Origin of the sequence: Rubritalea profundi (genome assembly GCF_002954445.1) — a bacterium.
Taxonomy (GTDB): Bacteria; Verrucomicrobiota; Verrucomicrobiia; order Verrucomicrobiales; family Akkermansiaceae; genus Rubritalea; species Rubritalea profundi.
The window spans coordinates 244,324-257,893 of sequence record NZ_MQWA01000001.1; the positions used below are offsets into that span (position 1 = coordinate 244,324).

Here is a 13,570-nt window from a genome sequence, read left to right on the forward strand (position 1 = left end):
AGGCTAGCAAGGTGAAGCACGCAGATTTAGACACAATATTTCACGCACCGTGGCGGCGGTTTCCAACCGCCAAGCCCCAACCTTATCAAATACGGACGTGGCGGTTAGAAACCGCCGTCACGATCTTAGACCTCTGGATGGATTACTTCTTTGACTTGAGGGATGAGAGGTAGGCGATGAGGTCGCGGATCTGGTCTTTTTTAAGAATGGCGCCCATCGGAGGCATCGTTGACATTGCCTGAGGTAGGTTGGCGATATCCGTCTTTTTACAGACGGTGTCCTTCTGAGTCTCAGCATTTCTGACAACGACTTCGGTGTCAGTATTAGTCATGAGCATACCGGCAACCACACTTCCGTCCTTCATGGTGATGGCGATAGGTGAATAGCCGGGGCCGAGCTTGGCGCTGGGTACGATGATGGACTCCAGAATGTAGGACGCGTCCTGTCGAGCGCCGAGGCCCAAGAGGTTTGGTCCAGCATCTCCACCACGTTTACCGACCTTGTGACACTGTTGGCAGTTGGCTGAACCATTGCGGAAGAAGATCTTCTTACCGCGACCAACATCTCCACCGGCAAGGGTGATCTCGAATGCCGCGAGCGGGTCTGCCTTATCAATGCTAGCTTCATAGGCGGTGAGAGCTTTGGCGAGTGACGGCTCGGAACGCTTTTTGGCGGCTTGGAGAATATCCAAGCGAATCGCGATTGGTTGCTCTTTGAACGTTTGTAGTAGTTTCAGAAGAACAGTAGAGGACTCTGGGTGCTTCAGCGTGCTGAGTAGGGCAATGACAAGTTGCTTGTCGAAGTTTTTGCCTGAAGCGAGTGTCTTCTGCGCCACCTCAAATGCTTTAACTGAATCCATCCGCGCCAGCGTCTGAAGCGCTGGTTGGCGCATCTTTGAGACCTTGTCGGCTGTGAGCTTGACCAATAGGTCTGTAAAATTCTTAGCCTTCGCAGACTCGAGTTTTTTCATTGCCTCCAACCTTATTCCGAGAAGGTTCTTCGGATTCATCAGCTGGCCAATGGATGTCTCAGTCGAGATTTCCACTTTGAATTTCCCAGCCATTTTGAGGGACTCGGCGAGGAGGTTGCCAGATGTGCTGGAGAGCATAGGAAGCAGAGCTGCCCGGATTTCCTCACGTGTTTTTGGTTCAATTTTTTGCTGGCCTTCGATCGGGCGATACATTCCCGTTGTCGTCGGTAGGAGGTGCTTTTTCAAATCTTTCTATCAAGAACAATGCCTCGGTGCGTGCGTATTCGCTCAGGCTGGTATCGGACGCCACTTTGATCAGGCGTTTGGCATTTTCATCACCACCTGCGCGGATCATGGCATTGAGAATGCGCATGTCGACCGGCCAAGTTGATTTCCCTAGCAGGTGGGTTGCGGCGGCGAGGTCTTTGCGAGCGCCCTCGATGTAGTTGTCGTTGATTGCCTGCACAGCCTCGACTGCGATGCTCAGGTCACTGTCGTTGAGAAACTTGCCGATGCGGCCGTCTTTGAGGCGGCGGAATGCGAGCACGATAGCGCGGCGTACGGCGGGAGATTTATTGTTAGCGTAGGCGAAGATGGCATCGGCATCGCCGATTTTCACCATCCTTGGACAGCACCATGGCGAAGGTATTCATCCTGGTCGTTGTTTTTTTCAACAAGGGCCATCAGAGCGGGAACCTGCGCTTTGTTACCGAGCTTTCCAACCGCAATCGCGGCGAGCATCTGAGTTCTTGGGTCAGTGTCGGTAAGTAGTTTGGTCGCGGTTTTGATGCCAGCCTTGTAGCCGCTGTCACCTAGTGTTTTCACGGCTTGGCCACGGACTCTAGCATCGGCAGCGGAACAGAGCGCTGCAAGTTGTTTCGCCGAGGCGGTATCATTCTTCAGACGTGCCAGATTTCCCAATCCCCAGACACCGTGCAATTGGGTGGTGATGGGTTCGGAAGGCTGGGTGGCGGCGATGAAGACACTGCGGTTTTCCATATTCTCAGCGAGGGCGAACTGCGAACGGAGGCGCACACGCATGTCTGGGTGACGAAGGAGCTTCGCCAGCTTTTCAGTATTTAACTTAGCAAATCCCTCGGCGAAGAGCCCGCGCACTTCCTTGGTTTCTGGTTTTGCGAGTTCCTTAGGATCATGGAAGGTAAAGATGTTGCCAAACCCATGGGTCGGCCAACTGCCGACGTAATCGGAGATGTATGCCTTGCCGTCGTAGCCGAACTCGATGTCGGTATTGAGTAGTCCTGAGACGAAATTCTCACTGCGTTCGATCTTGAACCCCGCACCATCGGGCTCCATGCGGAAACCGATCACGGCACTGCCTGAACCGGTGAAATCACAGACAAAGAAGTGGTTGTCCCATTTTTCAGCCAAGCCTGTGCCTGGGTTGTAAGCTAGGCCTGATGGACCTTTAGTCAGGAAACCGGATGGGCGCAGGATAGCACGAGGGCGGAGCTTGCTGTTCATGTCCCAATGGCCTTCCTTCATCCAGTTTGTGTCGTGGCGGCGGGTGCCGTAGACAAGATTGGTGAAGTATGGGAATGCTTGGTGGCCGCGATGCCAACCAGAATAGGCTCCCTCGATGATATCCACCACGCGTGCCTCATCGCCCATGTCCATATTGTTATCCACCGAAAAGACGTTACCAAAACGATCGAAGGCAATTTCCTTCGGGTTTCTCAAACCTGAGTGCACTACCTCGAGCCCGCTGCCATCGCGCTCCATCCGGAATGCGGCACCTTCGTATTGGCTGTAGAGATGACGGCCGTCCTTAGTTTTGAGGTTATAGGCACGGTCGCCAATGGTGAAATAAATCCGATTGTCGGGTCCCAGAGCGAAGCCGTTGAGGTCGTGGCCACTGAGGCTGACACTGATGCCGTATCCTTCCTGAAGTGATTCCCGCTTGTCAGCAACGAGATCACCATTGGTGTCCTCCAGCATCCAGACGTTTGGAATACAGGCGAAGTAAACTTTACCATCCAGAGCCATCACGCCAGCGGCTGTGCCATCGAGCGGATTGTTGAATCCTTCCGCATAAATCTTATTCAAATCCGCTTTACCATCGCCATTGGTGTCTTCAATCACGCGGATCTTTTCGGAAAATTCGGTATAATACGAGAGTGGTTTTTTATCGGCGTATTTCTTGTACATCGCCAAGCGCTCAGCGGTGGACGTCAGCGCGTAGTCGTCTCCGGTCCAGTGGCCGTTACGTCGGTTGTCCTCGACTCCACGAGCAAAGCGGTGGGTTTCTGCTATATAGACACGGTTTTGTTCATCGATAGAAATCGCAGTGGGGTCCTTCACATACGGCTCCCTCGCGAAAACAGTGGCAGTCATTCCCTCAGGATACTTGATCGTGGAAATCAGTGCCTTATCAGCATCGACGACGGGCAACGGTTTAGGGTTAGCAGTTCCTTCGATCACGCTAACATCCGCGTCAGTGACGGCGAAAACGGTGAGTAAGGATGCGCTTAATACAGCGGCAATAGTGAATTGAAAAAGGGTCGAATAATACTTCGGCTTCATGGCGCGTGATTCTTGCTATTGCCGCGCATTTTACGATCAAAAAAATAGGATTTAATTTTTACAAGCATATGAGTATTTTTGCCCGGTATTTCAAAAAGAAATTCTTAGCAATCAAACTCATTTCCTCTATTTTTTTCATTGGCAGATAGCTGCTCATTCTTCAGTATCTACCAATTCCCGCGCTTCCCCAGCAGCGGCAAGCTTCAACCGCCCTCAACAAAAGCAAATTACAAACAAAATTCACACCCATATAACGTTAGACAGAATCTTATGAAACATCATCTTATTCACCTCATTACATTGAGTCTTTTTGCCATCCAGGCATTTGCCGCCGAGCCCGTATGGATTTGGAAAAAAGGCCCCATAGCCAGCGAAGAGGCAAACTTTAAAACCACTCTCACGCTCAAGGCGAAACCCGCCAAAGCTCCCCTGCTCATCACCTGCGACAATTCTTTCAAATTGCATATCAACGGCAAAAAGGTCACCGCTTCTAAAACTTGGGAAAAGCCAGTGAAAATGGATGTGGCGAAGTTCCTCCAGCCCGGAAAAAACCACATCTTGGTTGAGGCCGACAATGAAGGCGCAGCGGCCGGTTTCATCATGACTCTTCAGGCTGGTAAGCAAAAAATAGTAACCAATAAGAGCTGGATGGCGCAGTCCCACGAGGGCGAGTGGCACCAGGCAGTGGAAGTCACTAAGTATGGCGCTGCACCTTGGGGTAAAGTATTCAACACATCGGTCGGCCCTAAAAAAGCCGTCGCCGCGGCAACACCACAAACCATACCACTCGCTACCCTAACGGGCTTCAAAGCCGAGAAGATTTACGATGTGGTCAAAGCCTCACAAGGCTCATGGGTCGGAATGACTGTTGACCCTAAAGGGCGCATTATAGCAACCGACCAGTACGGCGGAATTTACCGAGTTACTCTAAAACCAAAACTTTCGGTCGAAAAACTCAATGTCAAGGTCACCGGCGGCCACGGCGCGCTCTACGCATTTGACAGTCTCTACATCATGGTGGGCGAAGGCAAACGCGGCCTCTACCGCCTGCGCGACACCAACGGCGACGACCAGTATGATTCAGAAGAATTTCTCATCCCTTTCAAAGCCAAAGGTGAACACGGATGTCACAGCCTCGTGCTAAGCCCAGATAAAAAATCTATCTACGTGGTTGGCGGAAACAACACTGACATGCCAGCGTCCGCTACCTACCACCGCATGGCTCAAGCATGGAAAGAAGATCACATCCTTGCACGCATGGCTGATGGCCGTGGCCACAACAAAGGACGCATGGCGCCTGGCGGATTCATCATGAAAATCAGTCCTGACGCAAAGAGCCAAGAAGTCATCTGCCACGGTTTCCGTAACCAGTTTGATGCAGCATTCAACCTCGATGGCGAACTCTTCGCGTTTGACGCCGATATGGAATACGACGTCGGTTCCCCATGGTATCGCCCTACCCGCGTCAACCACGTCGTTTCCGGCGTCGATTGGGGATGGCGTCACGGCACAGGAAAATGGCCTGACTATTACACCGACACACTCCCAGCCACCATCAACATTGGACCAGGTAGCCCGACAGGTGTTAGCAATGGCCTGGGAGCTCGCTTCCCTGCCAAATACCAAAAAGCCATTTTCATCAACGACTGGACCTATGGAACGATGTACGCAGTGCATCTCGAGCAAGATGGCGCGACCTACAAAGCGACCAAGGAAGAATTTGTCTCTGGCAAACCCCTTCCACTCACAGATGTTATCATCCACCCAGATGGCGACATGTACTTCATGGTCGGCGGACGTCGCACCACCTCCGCGCTCTATAAGCTCACTTACGTTGGCGACGAATCCACAGCTGCAGTTCAACCAAAAGCTGTCCACCCTGACCTAGTTCTACGCCGTAAAATCGAAGGCCTCCACGACCAAGGAGTCGGCACAGAAGCGATTGCTAAGGCTCTGCCCTACCTCAAGCACCAAGACCGCTTCATCCGCTACGCCGCTCGTGTAGCCCTAGAAAAACAGCCAGTAGCAAAATGGCAAAAGCACATCACCACGGAAAAATCTCCTTGGGCAGTGATCGAACTCTCCACCGCGCTAGCACGATTGGGCACCAAAGACCAACAGCCTCACATTCTAGCAGCTCTGAATAAGCTCGATTACAAAAACATGGACACCCAGCAGTTCTTAGCTGCTATTCGTGCCTATCAGCTGGCCTTCACTCGACTCGACAAACCGAGTTCAGCCGATGCCACAGCCGTCGTCAAAACCCTGAACGACCTCTACCCACACAAGGATAACTTCGTGAATCGCGAATTGAGCCAAGTCCTCTTATTCCTCAATGCACCCGGCGCCGTGTCAAAGACTGTGCAAATGGTCTTGAACGCCACCGACACCCAGGAAAAAATCCTCGATGACAAGGTCCTACAACGAAATGACCGCTACGCAAAAGAGGTAAAGCGTACCGAGCAATTCCGCCCGAACGTCCAGCAGTTTGCCCTAGCTTTCTCACTTCGCTCTATCAAAGAGGGCTGGAGTGAAGCAGACCGAGCCAGCTACTTCTCATGGTTCCCTAGAGCAAAAACTTGGCAAGGTGGAAACAGCTTTGGAGCATTCATTGAAAACTCCCGCAAGGAAGCACTCGCCAGTGTCACTGATGAAGCAAAACGCACTAAATATGCCGCAGCTTCCGCAAAATCAGTTGTCGCCGCCAGAGCCATTCAAACACCTAAAGGCCCCGGCCGTGCTTGGAACTTGAAAGATGCCGTTGCTGCCGTTAAGGGCAACTTGAAAGGACGAGACTTCGCCAGTGGTGAAAACCTCTTCCACGCCACTGCCTGTGCTTCATGCCACCGCTTTGCTGGTCAAGGAATGGGCATCGGACCGGACCTCACAGGCTCCGCAAACCGTTACACCCTAGAGGACATGCTGGAAAACATCATCAGCCCATCCAAGGTGATCTCTGATCAATACATCAGCACCCAGTTCACCATGAAAGACGGCTCTACCGTCATCGGCCGTGTTGCCACGGAAGAAGACGGACAGCTCCATCTCATGACGAATCCCTTCTCCTCGGACAGCAACGTCCAGGTAAAGGTAGCAGACGTGAAGAGCAAAAAGCCGTATGAGGTCTCACACATGCCAGCAGGATTAATCAACACACTCAACCCTGATGAACTCAGCAACCTCATCGCCTACATCTTCTCAGCTGGAGATGAAAGCCACGAGTACTTCTCGGCAGCACAGCACCAGCCTAAGCTGGAAGGCGCTGAGTCACTCTTCAACGGCAAGGACCTCAGCGGTTGGAAAGGTGATCCAGATCTCTGGTCGGTTAAAGACGGCGTCATTCACGGCTCCACTCACGGCAAGAAAATCAAAAACACCTTCCTCATCTTACAGGGTGACGATCTAGAAGATTTCCACCTCGTTTACCAAGCTCGCTGCTTTGACAACAACTCAGGCGTTATGTACCGCAGTGAAGTTGTTGATCCTAAAAAGTTCGTGATGCGCGGATCCCAGTGTGACATGCACCCTAAAGCTGAATACCTCGCCATGATCTATGGCGAGAAAGAACGCGGCATCGTCACCCAGCGCGGTCAAACCATGGTGATCGATGAAGCCGGCAAGAAAAAAGTCGTTTCATCCTTCGTCCCTAAAGCGTTAGACATCACCCAGTGGATAACCTACGAGATCATCTGCAAAGGCAACCACATCGTCCACAAGGTAAACGGCGAAGTCGCCATTGACCTAACAGATAATGACAAAAAGCGCATCCGTAGCGGAAAAATCGGCCTCCAGCTCCACGCCGGACCACCGATGAAAGTCGACTTCCGCAACATCCGTCTCAAACGCTTCAAATAAGCCACCAGCTCCCCCCCAAAGCTGCAGCACAAAAAGTAGCCAACCGAAAATGAGCTAAATCACTCAATCACCGGTAAAACTACTTTTCCAACATTTCAAAAAGCGAAGAGCTCACCCTCTTCGCTTTTTTTGTCCCCCCACCTCTCAGCTCGCATCCAGCGTAATGCTGCATAATGAATCCTCTATTTTTGAGATCCTTTACCAACAAAGGAATTGATCATCTTTTAGCTTTGTTAGTCTAATATTCAAGTGTCTAACAATCCCGAAAACAAACTAAAATAAGGTTCACTTTTTGCCACCAATTTTGTTAATATGTTTTTTCCAAATGAGTTCTAGAGCCTTGTTGACGCGAGCATCAAAATCTTCGTCGAATCTACTGTAGAGCCTGACCCAATTCTGATAAATCCAAATGCCTCTGGCCGTTAAGTTGGGTAAAAAAAAGACATCGAAGGCAAATTTACCCTCCATGTCTCAAATTCGAGTCTTATAATTTGTTTACCACAACGAATTCAGCCTCGAACTATGTCTAGCTTTACCTACCAGCCCCTACTTCGTTCCGCCTTAGCTCTCGTCCAAGGACCAAAAGAATACCGAGAAGAGCGTGATCCGCTCATTCGGATTGATGAGCTTCTAACCAAATCAGGACTGGAGTAGCAATCTATCGAACTCTCCTTCAAGCATCGTCAAATCAATGCTGAGAATCACAGCTCTAAAAGTCTCGATTACATAAGCCAGTCAGCAGTGCTCGCGCTGCGCAGCAACATTGCCAGACACATCACCCAACTCAGCCATCGGAAAATTTTTGCGTCTGGATTACTGACAGCACCTTGCTCCAGTGATTCCTTCAAATAGGTCGAGTCGACGGAGTAAAATCTATCACGTTACACGATGAAAACATTAGACCAAGAGGGAGATTTCGGCCACTCAGTGAACGCGTTGCGTTTCTCGCTTGCTAGGTGGGAATTGTTGAGCAACTGCAGGATATCTTCGAGATCCTGCCGGAAGATAATTTTTTGCTTCATCGCTTGAGTGAGTTTGCGAGTCGAGCGCAATTCACAGCCACAAGCGAAGCTGAACAAGAAAGCCAATGAAACAAGAGTAATTCAATCCCCCATCTTACTGCTAGGAGTTTGCTTTTTTTGTCATCATGTTAGTTGCTGTGTTCAATTGTCAGAGAGGTTGCGGGGAGAAAAGGTGCGGGAAAAATTTAACTGTGGCGGGTGGCCAGTTATTCGGCAAAGAAAAATAGCAACAATTGTTAAATTAGCAGAATCGCGTGGGTTTCGGACGGTCAATAGGCGGACTTACAAGGATTGATTACTTCAGTTTGATACTCGTGAACGCAAAAAAGGGGTGAAATAAGGGGGGGGGCTTTGTTAGACCGTTTCCAGTCTGCCTGTGGAGTCACCGATCCGCTCGGACTTTACTCCCATGCGGTCGAGCAGTGAGAGGTAGAGATTGGTCATCGGGGTGCCTTCTTTTGCCTCGATAATACGACCGGGGTTGAGGCTGCCATTGCCGCCGCCGGCGAGGAGCACGGGGAGGTCTTTGTGGTTGTGGCTGTTGCCATCACTGATGCCGCTACCATAGACGATCATGGAATGATCGAGCACGGAGCCCTCACCTTCGCGGGTGTTTTTGAGTCGGTTCAGAAAGACGGCGAACTGCTCCATGTAGAAGAGGTCGATTTGTGCGATTTTCTCCAGATGTTGTTTGTTCAGCCGGTGGTGGGAAAGTTCGTGGTGGCCACTGTGAATATCCAGCTCAGGGAAGGAGCGATTCGACCCATCGTGGGCGAGCATGAAAGTCGAGAGGCGAGTGGAATCGGTTTCGAAGGCCATTGCCATCAGTTCGAACTGGATGCGGATGTGTTCTTTGTAGGAATTCGGGATGCCGTTCGGACGCTCGGTTTCGGGAACCGCAACGCGAAATTTCTCAGCCTTCTCAATGCGTTGCTCGATGCTGCGCACCGCGGTCATGTATTCCTCGATCTTGCCACGATCGGTCGATCCAAGACGTTTTTGCAGGCGTTTTGCGTCCTCGTTGACGAAGTGAGGATGCTGTGTTGGTAATGGCGGCGGCGTGCGTCCTCCTTAAGATTTCCAGAACCAAAGAGCTTTTCAAAAACTAGGCGTGGGTCGCGCTCGGCAGGCGCCGGGGTGTTTTCATCGAGCCAGGATAGGTTGTATTGGTAGGCGCAGGAGTAGCCAGAGTCACAGCGGCCTGAGCGACGTGGAGGATCGGTGGAAAGCTCGAGTGAGGAGAGTCGCGTGTGGTGTCCGATTTGTCGGGCGGCGAGTTGATCGGCGGAAACCCCCAGCGAGATGTCAGCACCCGCGGTCTTTCTTGCCTGGCAGCCGGTGAGGAAGGTGGCATTGGCACGGGCGTGATCGCCGGCACCGTCACCATTGGCGAAGGCTTTTTCGTGATTGAGGTGGTTGAGAATCGAGAATTGATCGCGCAGTCCGGCCAGTGGCTTGAGTGTTTCAGATAGTTGGTAGTTGGCACCGCTGCCTGTTGGCTGCCATTTTGCTACGTTCACGCCATTGGGAATGTAGATGAAGCCCAGTCGCAGTGGATGGACCGGCGCTGTTTTTGAAACCGCTGCGAGCGATTCGAGCTGAGGTAGCGCAAGTGTCGCGGCGATGCTTTTTAGAAATGTCCGGCGTGAGTGCATAGTGTTAAGGTTCTATCGATTATACTGAGTGGGAGGTTGAAGTCTATCAACCATCGCCGCGCCTGTATTGGAAGGGCACGGAACGGATGACTGCCTTGATCATCGCACGCGTGCCTGTCCCAGCATTTTCGGTTTCTTTGATAATGCGGTCGATGGCCGGTTTGTCATACCAGTCGGTTCCCCGGCCCAACGCATAGGTGAGCATTTTAGAGGACACTGAGCGGAGGAAATCGTTCTGGTGATCTTTGGTGAGTAGCGCGATGAGTTCGTCAGCCCCCTGAAATTCCCGACCGCCATCGAGCTCGCCAGTGACATCGATGGGTTTTCCGTTTTCGGTCTTCCGCCATGAGCCATCGGCATCGAAGTTCTGAAGGCTAAAGCCGATCGGGTCCATCATGGCGTGGCAGGAACTGCAGCGTGGGTCATCACGGTGTTTTTCCATTTGTGCGCGCAGGCTCAGGGCACTGCCCTTTTTCGTGGGTGGCTTGAGCTGTGGGATGTTAGGTGGCGGCGGCGGTGGTGCGATATCGAGCAGGTTTTCGAGCACGTACTTTCCTCTTAGGACGGGGGAGGTACGCAGCGGGTGAGAGGTGATGACCTGGAATGATCCGTGGCCCAGTATCCCACGGCGTGGCGTGCCTTTCAGTGAAACCTTTTGGAACTTGTCGCCGCTCACGCCCTTGATGCCGTAGTGCTTGGCGAGCCGTTCATTGACAAAAGTGTAGTCGGAGTTTAGCAGGTCGGTTAGAGGCGCATCTTGACGGATCATGTGAGCGAAAAGCATTTGGGTTTCGCGCATCATGGCCATGCTCAGGGCGTATCGGAATTTCGGAAATGCTTTACTTGAAGGTGTTGAGGTGGCCAAGTTGCGTAGCTGCAACCACTGACCTGTGAAGTTGGACACGAACTCCTCAGCCCGTGGGGAGTCAAGCATACGCTCGATTTCACTATCCAGATTGGCACGCAATTCGCCTTTGTCGGCGCGTTGCATCAAGGCACCGTCCGGCATGGTGGACCACAGGAAATAGGAAAGACGAGACGCGAGCACGTGCTCACTGACCGGATGAATCAGCTTTGGATTATCAGGTTCGGGTTGGGGTTCCTCACGGAAAAGGAATGAGGGAGAAATTAGCATGGCTTCTAGGCCTTGGCGGATGCCGTGTTCCGCGCTTTGGTTTCCTTTATGAGCGAGGCGCACGAAGTGTAAATAGCGCTCAGCTTCTCCGGGCTCAAGAGGCCTGCGAAAGGCGCGCTGGGCGAAGCGTTTGAAAATGTCCGTAGCCCACGCTTCATCCGAACCAAAATGACTACGCTCACCGTAGATTTGGCGGTGGCTTTTCGGTTTGTTAGAGCGAGGTCCGTCGAGTGGTCCAGTGATCTGCATCCCTGCGACAAGCAGATTGCGGTCACGTGCGTTCGGGTCCGGGTAGTCCGGGTCGTAAAAGTCGTTGGTGAAACTGACCGCGAGCTCTTGTTTTTCAGCCTGCTCAATATTGACTTCAATCTCGAAGAAATCTGGGCGATCGAGCGGAGCTGTCACTTCCCAGCTCTTCAGCTTTTTGCTATTAAGGTAGAGTTCCATCAGTGGTGCTTGTTTAGCACCCATCGTTCCTCCGGCGTGGATGCGTAGCTTATAGCGTCCGGCTTTGGTAAAATTGACAGATCCTGACGACTCGCCGTTCTGAGTGAAATAGTGCCCGCGTCCACTGCTCCGGCCAGATCCCTTCAGGCTTTTTCCCAATATCGTCTGAGTGGGGTAGGGCATGGGGCCGGGGTGAGTCGTCTTATCCAGCGCCATACGCGCGGTTCTAAGCAAGCGCTCAAGGTGTGCGGGCGAGAGCGTCAGCACGTCGCCGATATTGTCGAATCCGTAGCCTGAGTCATCCGGAGGCAGCAACTTCTGCACCTTGATCTTTATGCCGAGAAGGTCGTTCAAGGTGTTCTCATACTCGATCTTGTTGAGCCGTCGCAAGGTGACTCTGCCGGGGTCGGGATTGTCGGGATCCACCGGGAAGACAGCAGCATCTATCCAGCGGAGTATTTTTTTGCGTTCTTCGCTTGTCGGCTGTTCTTCATCGGATGGCGGCATCAAGCGCTGGCTGATGTGGGTGCGGATGCGTTTCCAGCGCTCCCGATCTGCCTGCATCTCGGCGATGCTGCCGAAGTCATCCAGCGACAGGTCGCCTTTGTGCGATCCGTCGCCATGGCAGTCGTAGCAATGGTGCTCGACGAGCGGGAGAACTTCACTTTTCCATCGTGCTACAAGTCCCTCAGCCCGTGCCATGGCAAAGCAAAACAGACAGGATAGAACAGCGACTGCTAGGAATTTACTTTTTGGGTAAAGTGTTCGGAAAGGCTGCATGGGCGGAGATAGCGGGTTGACTTGTGTCTATGATGCTAGCATCTCAGACAGGTGGCCAATCAATCACCAGAACCAATTTTTGCAAGTTCTTATAATTGCTTGAAATTTGCTTTTCCGGGGGAGCAGCTGAGGACGCTATTGAGGAGATAGGAGAGGAGGATAAAGTATTTACCTCCCCACACGACAACCGTCTACTGGGCCCACCGACCCAGCATAGCAGATCCTTAATACGCCTTTTGCACCTCTACCCCTTTACCTCCTTTTTGGCGGCGAAATGAGTCCCACCCCTTGATTTCTCTGTACTGAATAACACCATTAGAGTCATCCAGGTTCTGGAGAAAATCCTTCTGTTGGAGTTTTTTGCCCTGTTCCCTTTGCTGCTCTGGCTTGGCATTGGGTAAGACGCGCTGACCAAGGTGGCTGGTGCCACGATAAAATGCGTAGCGCCCTTTCTGACGGGCAATGACAGTAGCGCTGCCATTGAGTCCCTTGGCAACAAAGATGCCGCGCAGATCTGTGTCGCCACTCTTGAATGCATTGTCACCTGAACCGATCGCCTTGACGTGCACGTTAGCCTGGTAGCCCTCGTTGATGGTGTCACGCACGTTAACACGCAGTGAGCCGGCCGCCGGCGACTCTTGGATTTCAAGTTTCAATGGGGTAACGAGAACCATGCCGCTGGTGAACAGGTCGTCGCCACGGCAGATAACCAGGTAGGCACCTTCGTCCTTGAGTGGCAGGAACGCCTTTTGTTCGCGGTCGCGGTAGTCCTTGCCATCGCCCAGCTGGAGGGTCAGCTCGCTTTCCGGCTCAATTCCAGCGAGGTGGACCTTGGTGATGTTTGAAAGATTCTTCTCGCGCAGATAGAGCTTCATGAGGTCAACCTTGTAAACTTGGAGATATGCCTCTTTGATGTTGCGGAATTTCAGGTTCAACTCGACCTTTTCACCCGGTTTGAATGTCGTCACTTCGTCCATGCTAATCTTTTCCTCTTCGAAATAGTCGATCGCATCCTTGGCGTCGGGGTAGAGTTTTTCAACCTTCTGATACCAAGCGATCGCCTCGCCGGGTGCTCCTTATTTATGAGACATACAATTCTTATGATATTTATGAGACATACAATTCTTGTGGGAGGTTCACATTATTGAGTGTCGTGGGAGAGGGA

Annotated in this window: 7 protein-coding genes and 1 pseudogene; 1 reads left to right on the top strand and 7 read right to left on the bottom strand. The window is 52.0% G+C overall.

Annotation, left to right across the window (positions count from 1 at the left end; all coding sequences use genetic code 11):
* Window positions 1-142: 142 nt before the first annotated feature.
* Genes BSZ32_RS01110 through BSZ32_RS01120 form a run of 3 tightly spaced genes read right to left on the bottom strand, consistent with a single transcriptional unit; the run spans window position 143 to window position 3,511 of the window.
* Entirely contained in the window at window positions 143-1,216 is a 1,074-nt protein-coding gene (locus BSZ32_RS01110) for a c-type cytochrome (RefSeq protein ID WP_165788564.1), read from the bottom strand.
* On the bottom strand, window positions 1,149-1,592 hold the full coding sequence (locus tag BSZ32_RS01115; RefSeq protein ID WP_105041715.1) for a hypothetical protein: 444 nt from the start codon (window positions 1,590-1,592) through the stop codon (window positions 1,149-1,151). The genes BSZ32_RS01110 and BSZ32_RS01115 overlap by 68 nt, the downstream gene beginning before the upstream one ends.
* Window positions 1,586-3,511, bottom strand: a complete 1,926-nt coding sequence (locus BSZ32_RS01120) for a DUF7133 domain-containing protein (protein ID WP_105041716.1) — start codon at window positions 3,509-3,511, stop codon at window positions 1,586-1,588. Before BSZ32_RS01120 ends, BSZ32_RS01115 begins: the two co-directional genes overlap by 7 nt.
* 270 nt (window positions 3,512-3,781) lie before the next feature.
* Between BSZ32_RS01120 and BSZ32_RS01125 the strand changes: the two genes are divergently transcribed.
* Window positions 3,782-7,366: a 3-keto-alpha-glucoside-1,2-lyase-like domain-containing protein gene (locus BSZ32_RS01125; RefSeq protein ID WP_105041717.1), complete on the top strand. Its 3,585-nt coding sequence runs from the start codon at window positions 3,782-3,784 to the stop codon at window positions 7,364-7,366.
* A gap of 881 nt (window positions 7,367-8,247) precedes the next feature.
* On the opposite strand, the gene BSZ32_RS18575 is transcribed toward BSZ32_RS01125, so the two are convergent.
* The 4 genes and pseudogenes from BSZ32_RS18575 to BSZ32_RS01150 all read right to left on the bottom strand — a co-directional run bounded on the left by BSZ32_RS18575 (window position 8,248) and on the right by BSZ32_RS01150 (window position 13,382).
* Complete coding sequence (locus BSZ32_RS18575) at window positions 8,248-8,388, bottom strand: hypothetical protein (protein ID WP_165788565.1); 141 nt, start codon at window positions 8,386-8,388, stop codon at window positions 8,248-8,250.
* A gap of 354 nt (window positions 8,389-8,742) precedes the next feature.
* Window positions 8,743-10,043: pseudogene (locus BSZ32_RS20455) on the bottom strand (DUF1552 domain-containing protein).
* Between the two features lie 46 nt (window positions 10,044-10,089).
* The gene (locus BSZ32_RS01145) at window positions 10,090-12,405 is read right to left on the bottom strand and encodes a DUF1592 domain-containing protein (protein WP_105041720.1); all 2,316 of its coding nucleotides are present in this window, start codon (window positions 12,403-12,405) and stop codon (window positions 10,090-10,092) included.
* A gap of 224 nt (window positions 12,406-12,629) precedes the next feature.
* Entirely contained in the window at window positions 12,630-13,382 is a 753-nt protein-coding gene (locus tag BSZ32_RS01150; RefSeq protein ID WP_105041721.1) for a hypothetical protein, read from the bottom strand.
* Between the last annotated feature and the right edge of the window lie 188 nt (window positions 13,383-13,570).